The sequence below is a fragment of the Steroidobacter sp. genome, from assembly GCF_036406195.1.
Lineage (GTDB): Bacteria > Pseudomonadota > Gammaproteobacteria > Steroidobacterales > Steroidobacteraceae > Steroidobacter.
On sequence record NZ_DASWVW010000062.1, the window covers coordinates 1 to 23093 of the forward strand.

Annotated in this window: 21 protein-coding genes; 7 read left to right on the forward strand and 14 right to left on the reverse strand. The window is 62.9% G+C overall.

Translation table 11 applies throughout. The annotated features are described in order from the left end of the window. Positions 1–157: 157 nt before the first annotated feature. Positions 158–733 carry an elongation factor P gene (efp, locus tag VGE08_RS25925; protein WP_331070844.1) on the reverse strand — a complete coding sequence of 192 codons (576 nt, stop codon included), beginning with the start codon at positions 731–733 and terminating at the stop codon, positions 158–160. 75 nt (positions 734–808) lie between these two features. On the opposite strand from efp, the gene epmB reads away from it, so the two are divergent. From epmB to VGE08_RS25940, 3 genes are all read left to right on the forward strand, one after another. Then, the gene (gene epmB / locus VGE08_RS25930; protein WP_331070845.1) at positions 809–1867 is read left to right on the forward strand and encodes an EF-P beta-lysylation protein EpmB; all 1059 of its coding nucleotides are present in this window, start codon (positions 809–811) and stop codon (positions 1865–1867) included. Positions 1868–1903: 36 nt separating this feature from the next. Further along, complete coding sequence (locus tag VGE08_RS25935) at positions 1904–3955, forward strand: EAL domain-containing protein (protein WP_331070846.1); 2052 nt, start codon at positions 1904–1906, stop codon at positions 3953–3955. Positions 3956–4039: 84 nt separating this feature from the next. Continuing rightward, entirely contained in the window at positions 4040–4375 is a 336-nt protein-coding gene (locus VGE08_RS25940) for a hypothetical protein (protein WP_331070847.1), read from the forward strand. A 26-nt stretch (positions 4376–4401) separates the two neighbouring features. Here the strand turns inward: VGE08_RS25940 and parC are convergent, their stop codons facing one another. The 5 genes from parC to VGE08_RS25965 form a co-directional block, all read right to left on the reverse strand. Beyond that, positions 4402–6645 (reverse strand): DNA topoisomerase IV subunit A, encoded by a 2244-nt coding sequence (gene parC / locus VGE08_RS25945; RefSeq protein ID WP_331070848.1) that lies wholly within the window; start codon positions 6643–6645, stop codon positions 4402–4404. A gap of 109 nt (positions 6646–6754) precedes the next feature. Further along, positions 6755–8644 (reverse strand): DNA topoisomerase IV subunit B, encoded by a 1890-nt coding sequence (parE, locus tag VGE08_RS25950; RefSeq protein WP_331070849.1) that lies wholly within the window; start codon positions 8642–8644, stop codon positions 6755–6757. A gap of 320 nt (positions 8645–8964) precedes the next feature. Then, complete coding sequence (locus VGE08_RS25955) at positions 8965–9567, reverse strand: DUF3501 family protein (RefSeq protein ID WP_331070850.1); 603 nt, start codon at positions 9565–9567, stop codon at positions 8965–8967. Beyond that, complete coding sequence (locus VGE08_RS25960; RefSeq protein ID WP_349258808.1) at positions 9557–10918, reverse strand: (Fe-S)-binding protein; 1362 nt, start codon at positions 10916–10918, stop codon at positions 9557–9559. The genes VGE08_RS25955 and VGE08_RS25960 overlap by 11 nt, the downstream gene beginning before the upstream one ends. A 182-nt stretch (positions 10919–11100) precedes the next feature. Then, positions 11101–11517 (reverse strand): rubrerythrin family protein, encoded by a 417-nt coding sequence (locus tag VGE08_RS25965; RefSeq protein WP_349258806.1) that lies wholly within the window; start codon positions 11515–11517, stop codon positions 11101–11103. A 248-nt stretch (positions 11518–11765) separates the two neighbouring features. Here VGE08_RS25965 and VGE08_RS25970 point away from each other — a divergent pair, with 248 nt between their 5' ends. The 4 genes from VGE08_RS25970 (at position 11766) to folE2 (ending at position 16042) form a co-directional block, all read left to right on the forward strand. Then, positions 11766–12044 carry an exodeoxyribonuclease VII small subunit gene (locus tag VGE08_RS25970; protein ID WP_331070853.1) on the forward strand — a complete coding sequence of 93 codons (279 nt, stop codon included), beginning with the start codon at positions 11766–11768 and terminating at the stop codon, positions 12042–12044. 4 nt (positions 12045–12048) lie between these two features. Further along, positions 12049–13047 carry a farnesyl diphosphate synthase gene (locus tag VGE08_RS25975; protein ID WP_331070854.1) on the forward strand — a complete coding sequence of 333 codons (999 nt, stop codon included), beginning with the start codon at positions 12049–12051 and terminating at the stop codon, positions 13045–13047. A gap of 88 nt (positions 13048–13135) precedes the next feature. After that, complete coding sequence (gene dxs / locus VGE08_RS25980; RefSeq protein ID WP_331070855.1) at positions 13136–15025, forward strand: 1-deoxy-D-xylulose-5-phosphate synthase; 1890 nt, start codon at positions 13136–13138, stop codon at positions 15023–15025. 183 nt (positions 15026–15208) lie between these two features. Further along, positions 15209–16042: a GTP cyclohydrolase FolE2 gene (folE2, locus tag VGE08_RS25985; RefSeq protein WP_331070856.1), complete on the forward strand. Its 834-nt coding sequence runs from the start codon at positions 15209–15211 to the stop codon at positions 16040–16042. A 34-nt stretch (positions 16043–16076) separates the two neighbouring features. Here folE2 and VGE08_RS25990 read toward each other — a convergent pair whose 3' ends face one another. The 8 genes from VGE08_RS25990 to ribD form a co-directional block, all read right to left on the reverse strand. Then, a complete protein-coding gene (locus VGE08_RS25990) occupies positions 16077–17390 on the reverse strand; it encodes a serine/threonine-protein kinase (RefSeq protein WP_331070857.1) in 1314 nt (437 codons plus the stop codon). 52 nt (positions 17391–17442) lie between these two features. Continuing rightward, positions 17443–17973 carry a phosphatidylglycerophosphatase A gene (locus tag VGE08_RS25995; protein WP_331070858.1) on the reverse strand — a complete coding sequence of 177 codons (531 nt, stop codon included), beginning with the start codon at positions 17971–17973 and terminating at the stop codon, positions 17443–17445. Positions 17974–17976: 3 nt separating this feature from the next. Further along, a complete protein-coding gene (gene thiL, locus VGE08_RS26000; protein WP_331070859.1) occupies positions 17977–18960 on the reverse strand; it encodes a thiamine-phosphate kinase in 984 nt (327 codons plus the stop codon). 149 nt (positions 18961–19109) lie between these two features. Further along, a complete protein-coding gene (nusB, locus tag VGE08_RS26005; RefSeq protein ID WP_331070860.1) occupies positions 19110–19568 on the reverse strand; it encodes a transcription antitermination factor NusB in 459 nt (152 codons plus the stop codon). Continuing rightward, positions 19568–20044 (reverse strand): 6,7-dimethyl-8-ribityllumazine synthase, encoded by a 477-nt coding sequence (ribE, locus tag VGE08_RS26010; protein WP_331070861.1) that lies wholly within the window; start codon positions 20042–20044, stop codon positions 19568–19570. The genes nusB and ribE overlap by 1 nt, the downstream gene beginning before the upstream one ends. A 149-nt stretch (positions 20045–20193) precedes the next feature. Further along, positions 20194–21300, reverse strand: a complete 1107-nt coding sequence (ribBA, locus tag VGE08_RS26015) for a bifunctional 3,4-dihydroxy-2-butanone-4-phosphate synthase/GTP cyclohydrolase II (RefSeq protein ID WP_331070862.1) — start codon at positions 21298–21300, stop codon at positions 20194–20196. Positions 21301–21314: 14 nt separating this feature from the next. Beyond that, positions 21315–21908, reverse strand: a complete 594-nt coding sequence (locus VGE08_RS26020) for a riboflavin synthase (RefSeq protein ID WP_331070863.1) — start codon at positions 21906–21908, stop codon at positions 21315–21317. Positions 21909–21935: 27 nt separating this feature from the next. Next, the gene (gene ribD / locus VGE08_RS26025; RefSeq protein ID WP_331070864.1) at positions 21936–23090 is read right to left on the reverse strand and encodes a bifunctional diaminohydroxyphosphoribosylaminopyrimidine deaminase/5-amino-6-(5-phosphoribosylamino)uracil reductase RibD; all 1155 of its coding nucleotides are present in this window, start codon (positions 23088–23090) and stop codon (positions 21936–21938) included. Between the last annotated feature and the right edge of the window lie 3 nt (positions 23091–23093).

Consider the following 23093-nt stretch of genomic DNA (forward strand, 5'->3'; position numbering starts at 1 on the left):
CCGTCCGCTCGCAGCGCAAGGGCTTGCTTGCGCAACTCGATTCTGGCGTCTGTGCTGGCCTTGCGGCGATCTTCTTGGCTCACCGGCGGAGTATGTCACACCGATGTTTTAGATTCATGTAGTTTCACGCCGGGTTAATAACTAAGCACCATTGCTCTTAAGCTGGCGCCTTGGCGCGAGCAATGTACTCGCCGGTGCGAGTATCAACTCGAATGTACTCACCTTCGTTGATGAACAACGGCACGCGTACCGACGCGCCGGTTTCCAACTTGGCAGGCTTCGCACCACCCGTGGCGGTATCACCACGCAGGCCCGGGTCGGTCTCGACGACCTTCAGCTCCACGTGCGCCGGCGGCGTAACGTTGAGCGGCTCGCCGTTCCACAGCATGACCGTGCAAACCATGCCGTCCTTCAGCCAGATCGCGCCATCGCCCAGCGCTTCCTTGCCGGCGGTGTACTGCTCGAACGTCTCGGGATTCATGAAGGTCCAGAACTCGCCGTCGGTGTAGAGATATTGCATCTCGGTTTCGACCACGTCGGCGGCCTCGACGGTGTCGCCCGACTTGAAGGTGCGCTCGGTCACCTTGCCGTTCTTCAGATTCCGTACCTTGACGCGGTTGAACGCCTGGCCCTTGCCGGGCTTGACCATCTCGTTCTCGACGATGGAGTACGGAACCCCCTCGAGCAAGATCTTGACGCCCGATTTGAATTCATTGGTGGAATAACTGGCCATTGAGCACCGCGGCTGAAAGTCTGCGAAAATGGACCGGTCCCGCTGCGACGCGCGGGTCCCCGGCAAAGGGCGCAGATGATAGCCGCAACCTCCTACGCAAGCCAATTGGCCCCCCAACATGCCACCGTCCCCCTCGAAGCCGCTCCGGGCTGGCAGAAGTTGCTGGCGGACGCGGTGACCGACCCTCGGGAGCTGTGCACCCTGCTCGACCTGGATCCGGCGCTGGTTCTGCCCGCAATCGCGGCGGCCGAGGATTTCGCTTTGCGCGTACCCCGCAGCTTCGTCGCTCGGATGCGCAAGGGCGATCCGAACGATCCGTTGCTCCTGCAGGTTCTCCCCGTTGCCGCGGAAACGCAGGTGGTCGAGGGGTTCGTGACCGACCCGGTCGGCGACATGGACCGGCGCGCCGCGCCGGGTCTGCTCCACAAGTACCGGGGCCGAGCCTTGCTGGTCGCCACCGGCGCCTGCGCCGTGCATTGCCGATACTGCTTTCGCCGGCATTTTCCCTATGCCGAAGAGTCGGCGCTTCAGCAAGGCTGGCAGCCGGCACTGGCACACCTGCGTGCCGACCCGAGCGTCAGCGAAGTCATCCTCAGCGGTGGCGATCCCTGGAGCCTGAGCGACCGCCGGCTGCAGCAACTGACCGAGGCGCTCCAGGCCATTCCGCACGTCCGTCGCTTGCGCATCCACACCCGCTACCCCATCGTGCTGCCCGAGCGGGTCGACGCCGGCCTGCTCGACTGGCTACGGGGATTGTCCCTGCAGAAGGTCGTGGTGATCCATGCCAACCACGCTCGGGAAATCGACGAATCCGTGCGCCGGGCCTGCCGGGCGCTGGCGGATGCCGGCGCCACCTTGCTGAATCAGGCGGTGCTGCTGCGAGGGGTGAACGACAGCGTGGCCGCCCTGGCCGAATTGAGTGAAGCGCTATTCGAGACGCACGTCCTTCCCTATTACCTTCATGTATTGGACAAGGTGCAGGGTGCGGCCCATTTCGACGTGCCCGAAGCCCAGGCGCTGCAGCTCCATCAGGGGCTGACGGCGCAGTTGCCCGGCTACCTGGTACCCAAGCTGGTCAGGGAAATCGCGGGGCAGCCTTCAAAGTCCGCCGTCGTGGCCGCTACCTTGAGCTGAGCGAGCGAATTGAACGAGCTTTCCTGGAGTAGACCGTTGGCCGAATCTAGCGCCGTACCGATGATCGTCCTGACCCGACATCAGGATAACGTCGAGGCGATCAACAGCAATCTGCGCAACGCCGGCATGGCCGTGCGTTGCAATTGGATCAAGGAGCTGACCGACCTGGGCGAGGCCCTGCAGCAGATCAATGCGCACATGCTGGTGGCCTTCGTCGGGCCGGACCCGGCGGACATGACCAAGGTCATGTCGGTGGCGAAGCAGTATGGCGCCGAGGTGCCGGTACTGTTCGCGCGCGATCAGGTCGATGAGGACATCATCGCCAACGCCATGCAACAAGGCGCGCGTGACGTCGTCACGTTGATGAATCCCAATCGCCTGCGCGGCGTGGTCGCTCGCGAGCTCGAAGCGAGCCGGCAGGCGCGCGCGTTGAACAGCACGATCAGCTCGGCGCATGAATATCGCGAGCAACTGAAGTCGTTCATGGCGGGCTCCGCCGATGCCATCGCTCACGTGCAGGAAGGCATCATTGTCGATGCCAATCCGGCGTGGCTGGATCTGTATGGCCTGACCGATTCCGATGCACTGGTCGGCACGCCGCTGATGGATGTTTTCGACGCCGAAGCGCATGCCGCGCTGAAGGGCGCGCTGGTGGCCTGCTTGCAGGGCAAGTGGTCGAATCACACGATCAAGGCGCACGCGCTGCTGGCCGACGGTTCCAGCGTGCCGCTGGAAATGGAGCTGTCGCGCACCGAGTTCGATGGCGAGCCAGCCGTGCGACTGTGCTTCGCCGCGCGCAAGCGCGAGTCGGGCAATCTCAACGAGCAGCTCAGCGAGGCGCTGGAGCGCGACGCGAGCACCGGCGCCCTGCAGCGGCGCTTCTTCATCGAACATCTCAAACAGGCGTTGGCGCAACCGGTCAAGGCCGGCGTGCGCCAGCTGGTGGCGATTCAGCCCGACAAGCTCGATGCGATCGGCGACGATATCGGGCCGCTGGCGGTGGAAGATTTCATGTCGCAGTTCGCCGGGCTGGTCGGCGAAACCCGCCAACCTGCCGACCTGTTCGGTCGCTTCGGCGATGGCTCGCTGCTGTTGTTGATGGAGCGAGGCACGGCGCGCGACATCGAAGTGTGGGCCACGAACCTGATCCGCAAAGTCGGCGCGCAAGTGTTCCGGCTCGGCGAGAAACAAATCTCCTGCACGTGCAGCGTAGGCATCGGCCTGGTCGATCCGCGCTCGCCGGATGCCGCCACCGCCATCACCGATGCCATGTCCGCCCGCCGCACGGCCGAAACATCGGGCGGCGGACGCGTGAGCATCGTCGATCATCGCGAAGAAGATACCAAGCGCGAGGCGGCCGATGAGCTGTGGGTGAAGCGCATCCGCGCCGCGCTCATGGAAAATCGCTTCCGTCTCATGCAGCAGCCTATTGCCAGCCTGCTCGGCGAAGACAAAGGGATGTTCGACGTGCTGGTGCGCATGGTCGACGAGCAGGGCAGCGAGCTGCTGCCGGCGGAGTTCATGGCGGCCGCGGAACGCAACGATCTGATGAAGAACATCGATCGCTGGGTGATCGGCGCCTCCATGACGTTCATCGCCAGCCGGCCGGTGAAGCAGTTGTTCGTGCGCCTGTCGAAGGATTCGGTGCGCGACAAGTCGCTGCTGCCGTGGCTGCAGAATCAGCTCAAGGCATCGCGCATCGAACCGGCCCGGCTGACCTTCCAGATCAGCGAGCAGATCGCGACCGACTACCTGGGCGATGCCAGCGAGATGGCCAACGGCCTGCGCAAGGCCGGCTTCCACTTCGCCATCGAACACTTCGGCACCGGCCGCGATCCGCAACGGCTGATCGCGCATCTGCCCATCGATTTCATCAAGGTCGATGGCACGTTGATGCAGGGCCTGTCCGTCGACCAGGCCCTGCAGGGCCGCGTTCGCGAGCTGGTCGATGAAGCCAAGACGCGCAACATCGGCACCATCGCCGAGCGCGTCGAGGATGCCAACACGATGGCCGTGCTGTGGCAGCTCGGCATCGAGTTCATCCAGGGCTACTTCGTGAACGAGCCCGAGCAGGTGGTGATGGGCTGAGCGCCCCCTTTTCCGCATCTGTCGATGCGATCGACAGATGCGGAAAACGTGTCGATAAACTCGATTATTTCGACATGTCCTGGTGTGGCTGAAACATCCATATGGACCACCGAGAAGATCAAGTCCATCCAACGCTTGCCGGCACAGGCGACGGAATACATCCGTACCAGAGTGCCGAAGATCTACAGCCGGGAACTGGTGGAAGTCATTTTCACTCAGCCCTACTGCCGTATTCAGAACGTCGTCGACCTCAAGATTGCCAAGCGCCAGACTGCATCGGTGTACCTGAAGACGCTGGAGTCCATCGGCGTGCTGAGGGAAGTGAAGGTGGGGCGCGAGAAATTGTTCATTCACCCCAACTTCGTTCATTTGCTGATCAGCGACGATCATCCCGTCCGTAGCTACGGCACAGCGCATTGACGCAGTGCCGGCAGGCGAGTGCGATGTTACGCCGGCTCCACGTCCAGCTTATCGACCTTTCTCCAGCCTCGCGGCAGCACCGCGCCGCGTTGAGCGCGTTCGCCGCGGTATTCCTTCAGGTCGGCGAACTTGATGGTCATCTTGCGGTCGCCGGAGCGCACGATCAGGTTCTGCGACGAGGTGATGACGGCGATGGCGGTCATGGTCTCGCCGCCCTTGGACGAAACGCCGAAGATCTTGTTGCCCTTACCTTTGGGCAGTTCCGGCAGGTCCGCGACCGGGAATACCAGCATCTTGCCTTCGCTGCTCACCGCGCAGATCAATGCCTTCTCGTCGGCGGGCACGAGAGCGGGCGCGAGCGACTTGCTGCCCTCGGGTACCTTGAGCACGGCTTTGCCGGCCTTGTTACGTGACAGCAACTCGCCGATCTTCACGACGAAGCCGTAACCGGCATCGGACGCGAGCACGCACTTATCTTCAGGCTCGCCGATCAAGACGCCGGAGAACGTTGCGCCTTCGGGCGGATCGAGACGCCCCGACAAGGGTTCGCCGTTGCCGCGAGCGGATGGCAGCGAGTGGGCGATCAAGGTGTACGTGCGACCGGTGCTGTCGAGGAAGATTGCTTGCTGCGTGCTCTTACCTCTGGCGGCAGCAAGGAAACCGTCGCCGGTCTTGTATGAAATCGACGTCGGATCGATCTCGTGTCCCTTCGCAGCGCGTACCCAGCCGCGCTCGGAAAGAATGACGGTGACAGGCTCGCTGGTCACGAGCTCGGTCTCGTCGATGGCGACCGCGGCGGCGCGTTCGATGATCTTGCAGCGGCGGTCGTCGCCGAATTCCTTCGCGGCGGCTTCCAACTCGTCGCGCACCAGCTTCTTCAGCTTGGTCTTGCTGCCGAGCAGCTTGTCGAGCTTGTCCTGTTCGGCCAGCAAGTCGCTCTGCTCGCCGCGGATCTTCATTTCCTCCAGCTTGGCGAGGTGACGCAGACGAGTATCGAGAATCGCATCGGCCTGGATCTCGGTGAGGTTGAAGCGCTTCATCAACACCGGCTTCGGCTCGTCCTCGCGGCGGATGATGCGGATCACTTCGTCGAGGTTCAGATACGCGATCAGCAAGCCGTCCAAGATGTGCAGTCGCGAGCGCACCTTCTCCAGGCGCCATTGCAGACGGCGCGTCACGGTGTCGATGCGGAACTTCAGCCACTCTTCGAGCAGGGCCTTCAGCCCCATCACGCGCGGCCGGCCATCGAGGCCGATGATGTTGAGGTTGACGCGATAGGTGCGTTCGAGGTCCGTGGTCGCGTACAGGTGATTCATCAGCTGCACCAGGTCGACCCGGCTGGACTTCGGCACGATGACGATGCGCGTCGGATGCTCGTGATCGGACTCATCGCGAATGTTCTCGATCATCGGCAGCTTCTTGGCGTTGTACTGAGCCGCGATCTGCTCCTGGATCTTCGCGCCGGAGACCTGATACGGCAGCTCGGTGATGACGATCTCGCCATCTTCGATCTCGTATGTCGCGCGCGCGCGGAACGTACCGTTGCCGGTCTCGTAGATGTGCTTGAGATCGGCCTTGGGCGAAATGATCTCGCCGCCGGTCGGAAAGTCCGGACCCTTCACGTCCTTCATCAACTCGCGCAGCGGCGTATCGGGATCTTCCAGCAAACGAATGCAGGCATTCACGACTTCGCGCAGGTTGTGCGGCGGAATGTCGGTCGCCATGCCGACCGCGATACCGGTCGTGCCGTTCAACAAGATGTTGGGCACGCGCGCCGGCAACAACTTCGGCTCTTCCATGGTGCCGTCGAAGTTCGGAATCCAGTCCACCGTGCCCTGCCCCAGCTCGGAGAGCAGCAGCTCCGCGTACCGGGTCAGGCGCGCTTCGGTGTAACGATAGGCCGCGAACGATTTCGGATCGTCGGGGTGACCGAAGTTGCCCTGGCCGTCGATCAGCGGATAGCGATACGAGAACGGCTGCGCCATCAGCACCATGGCTTCATAGCAAGCCGCGTCGCCGTGCGGATGGTATTTACCGATCACATCGCCGATGGCACGCGCCGCTTTCTTGTGCTTGGCGGCCTGCCACGAGCCTTGCTCGCTCATCACATACACGATGCGACGTTGCACCGGCTTCAAGCCGTCGCCGATGTGCGGCAACGCGCGGTCGAGAATGACGTACATCGAATAGTCGAGGTAGGCCTTCTCGGTGAAAGTGCGCAGCGGCTGGCGCTCGACGCCTTCGAAATTCAAGGGAGATTGCGTGGGCATAGATGCAGACAGTGTTTAGCGGTTTGCGGTTAGTGGCTGGTCCGGAAGGCGGCTGCGGTACTGGTTATCTCTTCTGACTAACCACGAACCGCTAACCACCAACCGCTTCCTATGGAACGACTTCGGCAAGGTTGCCTTTCGTCTCCAGCCACACGCGGCGATCGCTGGCGCGCTTTTTCGCCAGCAGCATGTCCATCGTCGAGTCAGCCTCGTCTTTCGCATCGACGGTGAGTTGCACCAGCCGGCGCGTCTCTGGTGCCATGGTGGTCTCGCGCAATTGCAACGCACTCATCTCGCCCAGGCCTTTGAAACGCGTGACCGTAGGCTTGCCACGTGGATGTTCCGCGGCGAGACGATCCAGGATGCCCTGGCGTTCGGCATCATCGAGCGCATAGAACACCTGCTTGCCCAAGTCGATGCGATATAGCGGCGGCATGGCCACATACACGTGCCCCGCCAGCACCAGCGGACGGAAGTGACGCAGAAACAGCGCGCACAACAATGTGGCGATGTGCTGACCGTCGGAGTCCGCGTCGGCGAGGATACAAACCTTGTGATAGCGCAGACCGTCCAGCTTGTCGGAGCCCGGATCGACGCCGAGCGCAATGGCGATGTGATGCACTTCCTGGGATGACAGCACTTCGCTGGCATCCACTTCCCAGGTGTTCAGGATCTTGCCGCGCAGAGGCATGACAGCCTGGAACTCGCGGTCGCGCGCCTGCTTGGCCGAGCCACCCGCGGAATCGCCTTCCACCAGGAACAATTCGCTGCGCTCCGGCTGCTCCGAAGAACAGTCCGCCAGCTTGCCCGGCAATGCGGGACCGGAAGTCACCCGCTTGCGAGCGACGGCCTTGGAAGCCTTCAAGCGCGTCTGCGCGCTTTGAATCGCCAGTTGCGCGATCTTCTCGCCCGACTCCGGATGCTGGTTCAGCCAGTGGCCGAACTGATCCTTGACGACGCCGGAGACGAACGCGGCCGCTTCGCGCGACGACAACCGCTCCTTGGTCTGCCCGGCGAACTGCGCCTCTTTCATCTTCATCGAGAGCACGTAGGTGACACCGTCCCACACGTCCTCCGGCGCGAGCTTCAAGCCCTTCGGCAGCAGATTGCGGAACTCGCAGAACTCGCGAACGGCATCGGTGAGGCCGACGCGCAAACCATTGACGTGCGTGCCGCCCTGTTCGGTCGGAATCAGGTTGACGTAGCTCTCCTCGACGCGCGGCCCTTCATCGACACGCCAGGCCAACGCCCACTCGACGGCTTCCTGCTCGCCTTCGATACTGCCGCAGAACAATTCCTGCGGCAGCCACTCGCCCTGGCCCAGCGATTCGGTCAGGTATTCGTTCAGGCCGCCGGAGTACTGCCACTCCTCCTTCTCGCCGCCTTCAATCTCCAGCGTGACATGCAGGCCGGGGCACAGCACCGCCTTGGCCTTGAGCACGTGCTTGAGCTTGGGAATCGAGAAATTCGCCGTTTCGAAGAAACTCGCATCCGGCCAGAAGCGCACGCGCGTGCCGGTGTTCTTGGCGCCGACATCGCCGATCACCTTCAGCTTCGACTTCAATTTGCCGGAGGCGAAGCTGATGTTGTATTCCTTGCCGCCGCGCTTGATCCAGCATTCCAGGTTCTTCGACAGCGCGTTCACCACCGACACGCCGACGCCGTGCAAGCCGCCGGCGAACTTGTAGTTCTTATCCGAGAACTTGCCGCCCGCGTGCAGGCGCGTGAGGATCAGCTCGACGCCACTGACTTTCTCCTTGGGATGGATGTCCACCGGCATGCCGCGACCGTCGTCGGCGACCTCCAGCGAGCCATCCTTGTACACCTTCACGTCGATGCGCTTGGCATGGCCGGACATGGCCTCGTCGACAGAGTTGTCGATGACTTCGTGGGCGAGATGGTTGGGCCGGCTCGTGTCCGTGTACATGCCGGGACGCCGGCGCACGGGATCGAGACCGCTGAGAACTTCGATGTCGGACGCGTTATACGATTGGGCCATCGGGTAACGAACTTGGATTCGTGAGGGCCAGAATTTGGCGGCGCGGATTCTAGCACGCGCTTTCCGCTGTACATGCACCCAGGACGCACAGCGCTCGATGACCCCAACGGGCAGGACTTCAGGCGTCGCGAGGCGCAGACGCTTTATGGGGCCGCTCGCGAATTCTTCCAGGCCCAATGGTGCTTAGTTAACCGTCTTTGTCGCAGCGGTTCGCGGATAGCGGTTAGCGGTTAGCCAGAAATGAGCTAAATCCTGGCCTCCGTTCTGCCCTAACCGCTAACCGCCAACCACTGCAGGGCGCTAACTAAGTGCCATTGCTTCTAGGCCAGATCCCCAGCGAGCGACGCCCGCTGCGCCGGGGACAGCTCGACCTCATAGTTGTACTTGGAGTGGTCGATGCCCACCTTCACCGTCGCGCCGCCCTTCACTTTCGCCACCATCTCCGGGCTCAGCTCGAACCTCAGAAAATGCACCGACGACGTCTTCTCTTCGTTCTCCCGCTCCAGGTCCTCGTCGGCGATGGCGAATGAGCGCTCGCACCCGTCCACCTGAACCCAGCAGCGATCCTCGATGCCCTTCAGCTCGGCGAGCCGCCGCTTGCGCTCCTCGGGATCGGGAAACTCGATCAGAAACGTGACCTTCCAGTTCGAGCCGTCGGGAATGAGCGGGTTGTACGCGTCCAGCTCATCCTGAATGCCGGCCGCCTCGAAGATGCGCTCGACGCGCAACATCTCCTGCACCTGATACTGAATGGTCAGCCGGTCTTCGAACGCCCAGGTGACATTCGGACCGATCGGCACCATGCGATTGCGCTTGTGCTCCAGCACCTTGCTGCGGAATTCCTTGCGGGCCGCCGAGTACTGCTCGAGGCTCATCAAATCGGCGCGGCTCAAGCGGCCGCGCTGCACCCCTTCAGATCCCATAAGCCCTCCGCAGCAGTGAGAGTGGATGCACCGGCGGCATGGCCTTGCCCGCCTCGGCGCCCACCAGGCCGGATTCGATCTGATGACCGGCCATGGGACAGTCGCTGGAGTAATGGTCGGCGCCCGAATCGCTGACGCGCCGGATCACCGGCTTGCCGATCTTCATCGACACGTCGCGATATTCCTTTTTGACGCCGTAAGTGCCGTTGTGCCCCGAGCAGCGCTCGATCGCATCGACCTGCGTCTCCGGCACCAGCATCAGAATGTCCCGCGTCTTCAGGCCGAGATTCTGCACGCGCAAGTGACACGGCACGTGATAACTGATCTTGCCCAGCGTGTGCGGGAAGTCGGTGCGCATCAGACCCGCCTTGTAGCGCTCCCACAAATATTCGAACGGATCGAACATCGCATTGCGCACCTTGATGACCTGCGGATCGTCAGGAAACATCAGCGGCAGTTCCTGCTTGAACATGAGCGTGCAGGAAGGAACGGGCGTGACGATGTCCCAACCCTCATCCACCAATCTGGCCAGTTCCGGAATGTTCTCGTTCTTGAGCCGCTCGATGGCCTCCAGATCGCCGAGCTCGAGCTTCGGCATGCCACAGCAGCGCTCGCGCGACGCGAGGGTCACGGGAATGCCGTTGTATTCGAAGATCGCGGTCAGGTCTGCAGCGATGTCGGGCTCGTTGCGATTGCCGTAACACGTGGCGAACAACACCACCTTGCCGCGCGTCTCGCCGCCCGGCTTCGCCTCCAGTTGCGGATGCTCTGTCGCGGCATGACGCTTGCGATAGGTGTTGCTGTGATATTCCGGCACGGGCGCCTGGGGATGCACGCCCAGCGTGCGCTCCAGCATCTTGCGGCCGAAGCCGGTCTTGTTGACCGCGTTCACCGCCTGCGCGACCACCGGAATGCCGGCGATGCTGCCGACCAGGTCTGTGGCGCTGAGAATCTTGTCCCGCGCCGTGACTGGCCTGGCGCCCTCGGGCGCGTTCTTGAACTTGAACGCCTTGGCCCGGAGCATCAAATGCGGGAAATCGACATTCCAGGGATGCGGCGGCACGTACGGACACTTGGTCATGTAGCACATGTCGCACAGGTAGCAATGGTCGACGACGTCCCAGTAGACCTTCTTGTCGACACTCTCCACTTCGCCGGTGGCCGATTCGTCGACGGCGTCGAACAACGTCGGGAACGAGTTGCACAGGCTGAAACAACGACGACAGCCGTGACAGATGTCGAAGATGCGCTCCAGCTCCTTGAAGAGCGCGGCCTCGTTGCCGAACTCGGGATCCTTCCAGGCGATCGGATGGCGCGTCGGCGCTTCGAGGCTGCCTTCGCGGGCGGGGATGGTTTTTTGTTCGGACACGCAGTTACCTGGCTAATGCTGATGCGATTGGCTGGGACTCACGTGAATGCCGCGGCCCACAAAGCCAGCGGCCGGCAGAGCATTCCCTGCCGGCCACCGGTGCATGAACCCTAAACACTCCTGCGAATGCGCGGGCCCGGAGAATTGGGCCGGGCCCGGCGCGATTACAGCGTGTCGAGCGCCTTCTGGAAGCGGTTGGCGTGCGAGCGCTCGGCCTTGGCCAGCGTCTCGAACCAGTCGGCGATCTCGTCGAAGCCTTCGTCGCGGGCCTGCTTGGCCATGCCCGGATACATGTCGGTGTACTCGTGCGTCTCGCCGGCGATAGCCGCCTTGAGATTGGCATCGGTCGGGCCGATCGGCAGGCCCGTCGCCGGGTCGCCTACTGCCTCCAGGTACTCAAGATGACCATGAGCGTGGCCGGTCTCGCCTTCAGCAGTCGAGCGGAACACCGCGGCGACATCGTTGAAGCCTTCGACGTCCGCCTTGGCTGCGAAGTAAAGATACCGACGATTTGCCTGGGATTCGCCCGCGAAGGCGTCCTTCAAATTCTTCTCCGTATTCGTACCTTTCAGACTCTTCATTGCAGCTCACCTCGATTGCCGGGTAGAAGGCGAAACTCTTTGCTTGACCGGGCCCGATCGCCCTCACCGAGGGTCCACGGCCGTTAGACATAGTCTAATCACCGGGAAATCTAGTCCTGGCGGCTCGCGGAGTCAACGCCGATGACCGCCCATTGCAGGATGCATCAACTGTCGCTGATGGCCAAGAAGCTATAAGCTTGCCGCGCCGCCCATGGCGCTCCCCATCGACGCATCTGAATCGACGCATCGTGACCAGTAAAACTCCTGCCGCCGACACCCCCGCCGAGCCCGCCGACTTCGAACGCTCGCTGGCCGAGCTCGAGGCCATCGTGGACAAGCTCGAAGAAGGCGACCTGTCGCTGGACGACTCGCTGCGCCATTTCGAGCGCGGCGTGCAGCTCACTCGCTCGTGCCAGAGCGCGCTCAAACAGGCTGAACAGAAGGTCGAAATGCTCCTCAAGCGCAGCGGCGCGGAGGACGACTTGAGCGTGGTGCCGTTCGCCAACGACGCGGACGACGAGCGGTAACCGCATGTCGGTTCAATCCAGAGTGATCGAGCCCTCGCCCGCAGCGGCCGGGCCGGCGGGCTTCGCTGGCCGCCACAGTGGCCAATCGAGTGGCCAAGCGAGCGGCCAATGGACCGACCAATTGAAGAGCTGGCAGACGCGCATCGAGCACGAGCTGGCGGCCCGTCTGCCGCCCATCGAAACGCAGCCAAGTCGCCTGCACGAAGCCATTCGCTACAGCGTGCTCGGTGGCGGCAAGCGCGTGCGCCCGGCACTGGTCTACGCCACCGGTGCGGCGCTCGGTATTCCTGAATCGACGCTCGATGGCGCCGCCTGCGCGGTCGAGTTGATTCACGCTTATTCGCTGGTCCATGACGACCTGCCGGCCATGGACAACGACGACCTGCGTCGCGGTCGTCCGACTTGTCACAAGGCATTCGATGAAGCGACCGCCATCCTGGTGGGCGATTCGCTGCAAGTGCTGGCATTCGAATCGTTGGCCAGCGGCGCGGGCCTGCCGACCGAGCCGTTGGCGCGGCTCAGGCTCGTGCAGTTGCTTGCCATCGCCAGCGGCACCTGTGGCATGGCGGGCGGACAGGCGCTCGACCTCGCCGCCATCGGCCGCAAGCTGTCGCTGGCCGAAGTGGAAGAGATGCACGTGCGCAAGACCGGCGCATTGATTCATGCCTGCGTGATGATGGCCGCCGCTTGTGCGCCGAAGCTTGCGGACGGTCTCATCCGCGCTCTGGACGAATATGCCCGCGCCATCGGGCTGGCCTTCCAGATCCAGGATGACCTGCTGGATGTCGAAGGCGATGTGGCCGTCATCGGCAAGACCACCGGCGCAGACCGCGCCCTCGATAAACCCACCTATCCTTCGGTAGCAGGCATCGCGGCTTCGCGTCAGCGCATGCATGAACTACACGAACGCGCGTTGTCGGCCCTGTCGGCGCTGGATGCGGCCGGTCTGCGGCCCGAGCCACTGGCTGCCATGTCGGATTGGCTGGTTCTGCGCAAGTACTGAGCGCAGCCTCGAGGGCCACGATGCATCCGCGGATTGCCATCACCTGGCCAGCAATCGCCCGTCCCGTTTCCTGTAGACTTCGCAGCTCATGAATCCCGCCACGCCTCATCCGTTGCTGGCATCGATCAGCTCACCAGCCGACCTGCGCGCACTGCCCGCCAGCGAGCTGACTCAGGTCGCCAGCGAGCTGCGCCAGTATCTGATCGATACCGTCAGCCAGATGGGTGGTCACTTCGCCGCCGGGCTGGGCACCGTCGAGCTGGCGGTGGCGCTGCATTATGTCTTTGAAACCCCGCACGACCGCCTGGTGTGGGATGTGGGCCACCAGGCCTATCCGCACAAGGTGCTGACCGGCCGTCGCGACCGGCTGCATACCATCAAGCAGAAGCACGGTCTCGCGCCCTTTCCGACCCGCAGCGAGAGCGAGTACGACACGTTCGGCGTCGGTCATTCCAGCACTTCGATCAGCGCCGCCCTCGGCATGGCAATCGCCGCCGCCGCGAAGAACGAGCGGCGCCGCGTGGTTGCCGTGATCGGCGATGGCGCGATGAGCGGCGGCATGGCCTTCGAAGCGCTGAACCACGCCGGCAGCCTGGACGTGGACATGCTGGTGATCCTCAACGACAACGACATGTCCATCTCGGAGAACGTCGGCGCGTTCTCCAACTACTTCGCGCGCGTGCTGTCGGGAAAGTTGTATGCGACCTTGCGGGAAGGCAGCAAGAAAGTGCTGAGCCGCATGCCCACGGTGTGGGAGCTGGCGCGGCGCTCGGAAGAGCACATGAAAGGCATGGTGCTGCCCGGCACGATCTTCGAAGAGATGGGCTTCAACTACATCGGTCCGATCGACGGTCATGATGTGAATGCGCTGGTGGCGACGCTGAAGAACCTGCGCGACCTGAAGGGCCCGCAGTTCCTGCACGTGATCACGCGCAAGGGCAAAGGGTATGCGCCGGCCGAGGCCGACCCGATCAAGTGGCACGGGCCCGGGCCGTTCGATCCCAAGAGCGGCGTGATCTTCAAGGAAAAAGCCACCGGGCCGAGCTACTCCCAGGTGTTCGGTCAATGGCTGTGCGACATGGCCGAGGCCGATCCGAACGTGGTCGCGATCACGCCGGCCATGCGTGAAGGCTCGGGTCTCGTCGAATATTCCAAACGTTTCGCCAGCCGATACTTCGACGTGGCGATCGCCGAACAGCATGCGGTGACGCTCGCGGCCGGCATGGCGTGCGACGGGTTGAAGCCGGTGGTGGCGATCTACTCGACCTTCCTGCAGCGTGCCTACGATCAATTGATTCATGACGTCGCGATTCAGAACTTGCCGGTGACATTCGCCATCGATCGCGCCGGCCTGGTCGGCGGCGATGGCGCCACTCACCAGGGCAGCTACGATCTGTCGTTCATGCGCTGTATCCCGAATTTGATCGTGATGGCGCCGGCGGACGAGAACGAGTGCCGTCAGATGCTCTACACCGCCGTGCAGTCCAACGCGCCGGCCGCTGTGCGTTATCCGCGCGGCCAGGGCTGCGGCGCGACCATCGAAGCGACCATGCGAGCGCTGCCGATCGGCAAGGCTCAGGTGCGGCGTGAAGGCCGCAGCGGGCTCGCCATCTTCGCAGTCGGCGCGATGGTTCCAATGTGCGAAATGATCGCCGAGAAAATCGATGCGACCGTGGTGAACCTGCGCTTCATCAAGCCGTTGGATGAAGAGCTGATTGCGCGCGTGGCGGCCAATCACCGCGCCATCGTGACCGTCGAAGAGAATGTCGTGGCCGGTGGCGCCGGCTCGGCCATCACCGAATGCCTGGCCGCGCACGGACATATTCCGCCCATCCTGAACCTCGGTATTCCCGACCGGTTCATGGAGCACGGCACTCGCGAGGACTGCCTGGCAGCCGCCGGGCTGGACCTGGCGTCGCTGGAGAGCGCCATTTCGCGCTGGTGGCAGGGCGAAAAGCGGTTAGCGGTCGGCGGTTAGCGGTTGGTTCAGAGCCTCGGATCTCTTACTAACCCCTAACCGCCAACCACAAACCGCCCGTTTTTGGCATTTCAGTATTTCCAGGGCGGGGGAACGGCCCTGGGCACCCTTGATCTATACTGGCCGCGACTAAATTGAGGCAGCCTGTAGGGCCGGTGCTCCGGCCCGGCCCGGAAATCCCGTATGTCGACATTGCCCAAAAGCGTCGCGCCCCCGCCGCCCACCTCCATCGAGGACGTGCAGGCCCGCGCCGACTCCCGCCGCATTCCGATCAACAAGGTCGGCATCAAGGACGTGTATCACCCGGTACGGGTAAAGGACCGCTCCAGCGGCGAGCAGCACACCATCGCCAACTTCAACATGTACGTGGCCCTGCCCCACAACTTCAAGGGCACGCACATGTCGCGCTTCGTCGAGCTGCTCCATGGCAACGAGCGCGAGATTTCCGTCGAGTCGTTCCGCGACATCCTGGCTCAGATGACCGAGAAGCTGAACGCGCAGACCGGTCACATCGAGATGGCATTTCCGTTCTTCGTGATGAAGAAAGCGCCGGTGTCGGGCGTGGAGAGCCTGATGAACTATCAGGCGTCGCTGATCGGCGAGCTGCACAACGGCAGGTCTGAGCTGTGGCTCAAGGTCGTCGTGGCCGCCACCAGTCTGTGCCCCTGCTCCAAGGACATCTCCAAGTACGGCGCGCACAACCAGCGCTCGCACATCACCATCAAGGCGAAAGTCGAAGGTCACATGTGGCTGGAGGAGCTCATCGACATCGCCGAGTCGGAAGCCTCATGCGAGGTGTACGGCATTCTCAAGCGGGCCGACGAGAAACACGTGACCGAGCGGGCCTACGAGAACCCGAAGTTCGTCGAAGACATCGTTCGCGACGTCGCGGTGCGGATGAACAACGAGGATCGCGTGCGCGCGTACGTGGTCGAAGCGGAGAACTTCGAGTCGATCCACAATCATTCGGCGTATGCGTTGATCGAGAAGGACAAGGATGAGGTGGCCGGGCTGTAAGCCCACTCACCAAAATAACAACGCGGCCGCGATATCAGCTGGCGCTTTGCAAGCGGCTGATCAGGCTCCGTAGGAACACCTTGTTGAAGCGCAGCTGGCACGCTGCCGAGCTCTGTTCGAGCAAGGTCGAGCTGACCTTCATCAAAGTCACACCAGTAAGTGCCTTGATCGTGGCCAACCGTTTGGCGCCGCGGACATAGCTGGTCTCGCCGAAGCAATCACCTGCGTCCAGCTCGCCGACGGCATTGCCACTGCGCATCACCGCGACGCTGCCGGAGACGATGACGTAGAAGCGATCGTCCATTTCGCCTTCCTTGACGATCTCCTCGCCTTCCTCGTAGTCCTGCCAGGTACTGGCGCGCAGCACTTCGAGAATTTCGGACTGCGAGAAGTCATGGAAGAACTTCAGCGTGCGCAGGATGGAGAACTGTTCCTGGCGATCCAGCTTGGACGTACCGTCGCGCAGCGCCTGATGCACGCGCGTCAGATCGGCAGCAAGCTCGAGGCCGTTGCGATAACGCTTGCCTGGATCCTTCTGCAGTGCCTTGGCAACCGAGTTCTCCAGCACTTCCGGAATGTCCGGACGCAGCGTGTGAATCGGTTGTGCCGTGGCGTAGACGATCTGATGCAGTAGCTTGGAAAGATTGCCGCCGCGGAACGGGCGGAAGCCGGTCAGCATCTCGTACAGCACGGCTCCCAGTGAATACAGATCCGATCGGTTGGTGATCTCCAGCGACTGTACCTGTTCGGGCGACATATACGACGGACTGCCCGCGATGCCTTCGATGCGCGAGATATCCGAGTCGGCGACCAGCGCGATGCCGAAGTCGATGATGCGCACGTCGTTGGCCTGCGTGAGCATGATGTTCGACGGCTTGATGTCGCGATGGATGACGCCGCGGCTGTGGGCGTAGTGCAGCGCCTTGGCGCACTTGTACATGATCTCCACCACGTCATCGACGGGCAGCAGATTGTCCGGCTTGCAATAGGCCGACAGCGTGCGCGCGCCGTGCACGTGCTCGGTCACGATGTAGTAGTGACCGTTCTCTTCGCCGGCATCGAAAATCGGCAGGATGTTCGGATGCTGCAGCATACCGACCATGTGCGCCTCGGAAAGAAACATCTTGCGCGTGACGCGCTGACGATCTTCGTCGTGCGACTCGAGGTTGTAGACCTTGATGGCGACGTCGCGGCGGTAATAAGGATCGTGGGATAGATAAACGACGCCGGTGCTGCCGCGACCGACTTCTTTGACGATGACATATTTCCCGATCTTCTCGGGAATTCGCTGCTCGCGCGTGGCGCTGCGCTGTGCCATCAGACCGCCCATCTCACTGCTCGGGCTCACTACGGGCTCACTGACTCGCGTCGTTATCGCACCGCCCCTGCAGGGCCGTGCACTAGAGGATGTACTGTATGCCGAGCAGAATCGCTGCCGCGAAAACGCCCGCAATAACGTCATCAAGCATAATTCCCAGCCCGCCGGAGAGACTGTGATCAGCCTCCCGGATCGGCCAGGGCTTCCAGATGTCCAGCAGGCGGAACAACAGAAAACCTGCCAGCACCCAGTACGGCTCAGGCAACGAGCCGCCCACGGACGGCGGCACCGTCAACATCGTGACGGCGAAGCCCGTGATCTCGTCCCACACGATACCGGGATGATCGTGTACACCGAGCTTGCGCGCGCTCTCCCCACAGACGTAGATGCCGAAGATAGCGGCAAGGACGGCAAAAGCCAGATGCACGGCGAAGCCGAACTGCATCACAAAAAGCGTGATTGGGATTGCGATCAGCGTGCCCCATGTGCCTGGCGCCCACGGGATCAGGCCGCTGCCGAAACCGAACGCGATCAGATGCACAGGATCGCGCATGAATGCGGGATGCGTGGTGAACCTCGTTCCCGGCGTCGTTTCTTTGCCGCCCTTGGCCATCCGTCAGCCCTGCTTGCCCGCGGCGAAATGATCGTAGCCGCCGCGCTCGATCCTGAACGGCCGGCCATTGCGCAAGCATTGCACACGCGCGTCGTCTGAAGTCGGTGCGGTGATGACGCCAATTTGCGTCACTCGTTGCTGAAGTTGCAGCTTACTCAATACCGCTAAGGCTTGATCCGGCGGCAAGGTGAACAGCAATTCGTAGTCGTCGCCGCCGGAGAGCGCGTACTGCAGACAGTCGTCAACTTCGAACAATTCACGCATGGCGGCGGACTCGGGCAACAGATCCACGTTCAGCTGCGCGCCGCAGCCACTTGCTGCGCACAGTTTCTTCAAATCGGTGAGCAGGCCATCGGAAACATCCATGGCTGCAGTGGCAACAGTTCGCAACTGGCGGCCCAGTTCGATGCGCGGCCGCGGCCGAAGAAAGCGATGGGTCAGGAATGCTGCCGACTCGCCCCCCAAGATGCGACGCTGAATGACTGCGAGCCCCGCAGCCGCTTCTCCCGGGATGCCGGAAACGAATATCAGATCGCCCGGCTTCGCACCTGAACGCGCCAGCCAGGCATCGGCTTCGACCCAGCCGGCGATCTGCACGGTGATCACCAGCGGGCCTCGCACCGTATCGCCGCCAACCAAGGCGACGTTGTATTCATTCGCAAGCTCGAACAAGCCGCGGGCGAAGCCATCGAGCCATTGCTCATTCGCGCGAGGCAGGGACAAGGACAAGGTCATCCACGCGGGCTCCGCGCCCATCGCCGCCACGTCGCTGAGATTGACCGCGAGTGCGCGATAGCCGATATCGACGGGGTCGATGTTGGCGAGAAAATGAACGCCTTCGACAATGGTGTCGACGGCGACCACCAGCTTGCGACCCGCGTGCGAGTCGACCACGGCGGCATCGTCGCCAATGCCGAGCAAGACATCGCTCCTCGCGCTCTTGCGCGCAAAGTAGCGAGCGATGATGTCGAATTCGCCGAGGCTCATGAGGTTAGAGTAGCCTCAATGACACTGCGTTGCGCCTGCTGCCGGTGGCTAGCGGTTGGCGGTTAGCGGTTAGTCGAAGAGCAGAACGGCGGCTAGGGTGCTGCATATCTGACTAACCACCAGCCACTAACCGCTAACCCCTGCGGCGGCTATTGCCGTTCGGCGGCTCGGATCTCGCGGGCGGCGCGGTCGAGCACGGCGTTGATGTACTTGTGCGCGTCGGTGGCACCGAAGCGCTTGCACAGGTCCACGCCTTCATTGATCACGACGCGGTACGGAATGTCGAGGCGCTGCTGCAACTCGTACACGCCGATCATCAGGATGGCAGCCTCGACCGGATCGAGCTGCTCCAGCGGACGGTCGACGAACGGCTTCAACGTGGCCGTGATCGTTTCGTGGCGAGCGATGGCCTGCGTGACCAGCTCGACGAAATGATCTTCGTCGACGCCAGCCGAGTCCTCGCTTTCCAGATACTGCTGCTTGATCTCGGCGGCGGACTGCTGCGTCAGTTGCCACTGATACAACGCCTGCATCGCCAGCTTGCGCGCGAGCGAACGCGCGCGGGAGCCAGTCCCGCGCGCGATTTGTTTGGGAGCCTCGTCAGTCATCAAACCTCGATCTTGCGCAGCAGGTTGGCGAGCTCGATCGCGGTGACCGCCGCATCGGCGCCTTTGTTGCCTGCCTTGGTGCCGGCGCGTTCCACCGCCTGCTCGATGGTGTCGGTGGTCAGCACGCCGAAGGAGACCGGCACGCCCGTGTCATTGGCGACGCGAGCGAGGCCGCCGGCGCATTCACCCGCGACATAGTCGAAGTGCGCGGTCGCTCCCTTGATCACGGCCCCGAGCGCGATGATCGCGTCATAGCGCTTGCTCAGCGCGAGCTTGCGAGCCACCACCGGCAGGTCGAAAGCACCCGGCGCGCGGACGATTTCGATCTGCTTGTCGCTGGCGCCGTGACGCCGCAGCGAGTCGACCGCGCCTTTCACCAGTTGGTCGACGATGAACTCATTGAAGCGTGCCGCCAGGATGGCGAAGCGCAGCTCGCGACATTGCAGGTCGCCTTCGAGGGTCTTGATGGGGTCCATGGAATAGCGCGGGTGGTTGGCGCCCGACAACGGCGCGGCGCGGAGTATACCGGAGCGGCGTTCAGACCGCTGCCGAATGAGCAAATTTCTGAAGCCCTGCGAGGGGTTAGCGCTGCGGGTACAGGCAATGCAGTACCCGCCCCGCCGGCTCAGTCGTCGACGTACTCGACCACTTCCAGGTCGAAGCCGGACAGGCCATGCATGTGCTTGGGCGCGGACAGCACGCGCATTCGGGTTACGCCCAGGTCTCGCAGGATCTGCGCGCCGATACCGTAGGTCCGCAGCCCTTCCGGCCCGACGCGGGGCTCGCGCGTCGCCCTCTCGGGATGGCTGAGCGCAGCGACGGCGTCCATCAAGTCACGCGGCGTCTCATCCGGGCGCAGGATCACAATCACGCCCTGCCCTTCCTTGGCGATGCGAGCCATCGCCGAACGCAGCGGCCAGCCGAGCGCCGGGTCGTGAATGCCGACCACATCGCCGAGCGTGTTCTTCAAATGCACGCGAACCAGCGGCGGCTTGTCCGCCTGCAACTCGCCCGCCACCAGCGCCAGGTGCACTGTGCGATTCACGTGATCCTCGTAGCAGTACATGCGGAAGGAGCCGAGTTCCGTGTGCACCTGCTGCTCGGAGATGCGCTCCACCGAGCGCTCCTTCTCCAATCGATAGCGTATCAGGTCGGCGATGGTGCCGATCTTGAGGTTGTGCTGCTTGGCGAACTTCTCCAGGTCCGGCCGGCGCGCCATGGTGCCGTCGTCATTCAGGATCTCGACGATGGCCGCGGCCGGTTCCAGACCGGCCAGTCGCGTCAGGTCACAACCCGCTTCGGTGTGACCGGCGCGAGTCAGTACCCCACCGGCCTGCGCCATGATGGGAAAGATGTGGCCGGGCTGGCGCAGATCTTCGGGCTTCGCATCGGGACGCACGGCGGCGCGAATCGTAGCGGCGCGATCGTGCGCCGAGATGCCGGTCGTCACGCCCTCAGCCGCTTCGATGGACAACGTGAAATTGGTGCGATGGTCGACGTGGGTTTCGCTCACCATCAGGGGCAAGCGCAGCTGTTTGCAGCGATCTCTCGTCAACGTGAGGCAGATCAGGCCGCGCGCGTAGCGCACCATGAAATTCACATCTTCGGGACGGACGAACTCGGCCGCCATCACCAGATCGCCTTCGTTCTCACGGTCCTCGTCGTCCATGATGATGACCATTTTGCCGGCGCGGATGTCGGCCAGGATCTCATCGATAGTATTCAGCTTCATGCGGGACTCGATCTTCAGGCGGGAGCGTTCAGTCGTTCGAGGTAGCGCGCGATGATATCCACCTCGAGATTGACGCGCGTGCCGGCGCGACACTCGTTGAGCGTGGTCACTTCGAGCGTATGAGGAATCAAGTTGACGGAGAACCGTGCCGCATCGACGTCGTTGACCGTAAGGCTGACGCCATCGATGCAAACAGAACCCTTGCGCGCGATGTAGCGAGCAAGGTGCGACGGCACTTCGAACTGCACACGAATCGAGCGCGCATCGTTGACGCGTTCGGTGACGGTGGCAATACCGTCCACGTGGCCTGTCACGTAATGACCGCCGAGCGGCTGGCCGGCGCACAACGCCTTCTCGAGGTTGAGCCGATGGCCCGGGCGCCACTGCCCCAGCGTCGTCACATTCAATGTTTCCAATGAAGCGTCGGCGGCGAAGGCATCGCCCTCGATGCGCGTCACGGTCAGGCAGCAGCCGCTGCAGCTGATGCTGTCGCCAATGGCGACCGACTTCAGATCCAGACCAGGGGCGCCAATCAACAGCTCCACATCACCGCCGCGAGGCGTGACGGCGCGAACCTCGCCGACAGATTGAACAATTCCCGTGAACATGAGATGCGACTGATGAATAGTGGCTCTTCAGGAGCGGCGGCGCAGCGTCAACTTCACGTCGTCGCCGATCCGCTCGACGGCGTGCATTGTATATCGTTGCGCCTGATCGAGTGCCTGCAAGGGCGGCAGATTGGCCATGGCGCGCGCGTCCGGCCCGAGCAGCAGGGGCGCAACGTAGGCAATCACCTCGTCCGCCAGGTCCAGCTGCAGAATTCGCCCGACCAGCGTCGGCCCGGCCTCGACCAGCACGTCATTGCACATCCGGCGCCCCAGCTCGCGCAGCACGAAATCCAGATCGATTCGGCCGAAAGGATCCAGAGTCGCAGCAATAACATTGGCTCCGGCGCGGCGCAATTCGTCCGCAGCGGCAGCTGTCTTCGCGGAAAACGATGCCGCCTCACCAGGCCCGGCATTCGCTGCATCGGCCGTGGCGCCCGTGAACACCAACGTCTCGCCCGGCAGTTTCAGCATGGCCGCGGTCGGTGGTGTGCGCAGCTTGCTGTCGAGCACAACTCTGAGCGGCTGGCGGCCAAGCATGTCGATCGACGGATCGCGAACATCCAAGCGCGGATCATCCGCCAGCACCGTATCGACACCAGTGAGTACTGCACTCATCCGGGAGCGCACCTGCTGCACGTCGGCGCGTGCCGCGCCCCCTGTGATCCATTTGCTCTGACCATTGGCGAGCGCAATGCGTCCATCCAGGCTGATCGCGGACTTGACGACCAGCCGCGGCAGGCCCGTGACCATTCGCTTCTCGAACCCGAGATTCAGCTCCCGCGCAGCGTCGGCAAGCAAACCGACCTGCACGTCGATTCCGGCGCCTTGCAGTTGGCGCACGCCGTCGCCACTCACCTTGGGATTCGCGTCGAGCACGCCAATGACGACGCGACGCACGCCTGCACGAATCAGCGCATCCGTGCACGGGGGAGTACGGCCCTGATACGAGTGCGGCTCGAGCGTAACGTAAACAGTAGCACCCTTCGTCTGCTCGCCCGCCGCTTGCAATGCCAACGGCTCGGCATGCGGCTCGCCCCACTTGCGATGCCATCCCTCGCCAACGATGCGGTCCCCTCGAGTGACGATGCAACCGACACTCGGATTCGGTTGCGTGGTGTGACGACCGAGTGCAGCAAGCTCGATCGCCCGCTGCATCATCCGCTCGTCGAACTCGGAGAACATGGC

Coding starts and splice junctions, on each gene's coding strand:
- efp (WP_331070844.1), bottom strand. CDS start 733: ATGGCCAGTTATTCCACCAATGAATTCAAATCGGGCGTCAAGATCTTG.
- epmB (WP_331070845.1), top strand. CDS start 809: ATGATAGCCGCAACCTCCTACGCAAGCCAATTGGCCCCCCAACATGCC.
- parC (WP_331070848.1), bottom strand. CDS start 6,645: ATGCCCACGCAATCTCCCTTGAATTTCGAAGGCGTCGAGCGCCAGCCG.
- parE (WP_331070849.1), bottom strand. CDS start 8,644: ATGGCCCAATCGTATAACGCGTCCGACATCGAAGTTCTCAGCGGTCTC.
- VGE08_RS25955 (WP_331070850.1), bottom strand. CDS start 9,567: ATGGGATCTGAAGGGGTGCAGCGCGGCCGCTTGAGCCGCGCCGATTTG.
- VGE08_RS25965 (WP_349258806.1), bottom strand. CDS start 11,517: ATGAAGAGTCTGAAAGGTACGAATACGGAGAAGAATTTGAAGGACGCC.
- VGE08_RS25975 (WP_331070854.1), top strand. CDS start 12,049: ATGTCGGTTCAATCCAGAGTGATCGAGCCCTCGCCCGCAGCGGCCGGG.
- dxs (WP_331070855.1), top strand. CDS start 13,136: ATGAATCCCGCCACGCCTCATCCGTTGCTGGCATCGATCAGCTCACCA.
- folE2 (WP_331070856.1), top strand. CDS start 15,209: ATGTCGACATTGCCCAAAAGCGTCGCGCCCCCGCCGCCCACCTCCATC.
- VGE08_RS25995 (WP_331070858.1), bottom strand. CDS start 17,973: ATGGCCAAGGGCGGCAAAGAAACGACGCCGGGAACGAGGTTCACCACG.
- thiL (WP_331070859.1), bottom strand. CDS start 18,960: ATGAGCCTCGGCGAATTCGACATCATCGCTCGCTACTTTGCGCGCAAG.
- nusB (WP_331070860.1), bottom strand. CDS start 19,568: ATGACTGACGAGGCTCCCAAACAAATCGCGCGCGGGACTGGCTCCCGC.
- ribE (WP_331070861.1), bottom strand. CDS start 20,044: ATGGACCCCATCAAGACCCTCGAAGGCGACCTGCAATGTCGCGAGCTG.
- ribBA (WP_331070862.1), bottom strand. CDS start 21,300: ATGAAGCTGAATACTATCGATGAGATCCTGGCCGACATCCGCGCCGGC.
- VGE08_RS26020 (WP_331070863.1), bottom strand. CDS start 21,908: ATGTTCACGGGAATTGTTCAATCTGTCGGCGAGGTTCGCGCCGTCACG.
- ribD (WP_331070864.1), bottom strand. CDS start 23,090: ATGTTCTCCGAGTTCGACGAGCGGATGATGCAGCGGGCGATCGAGCTT.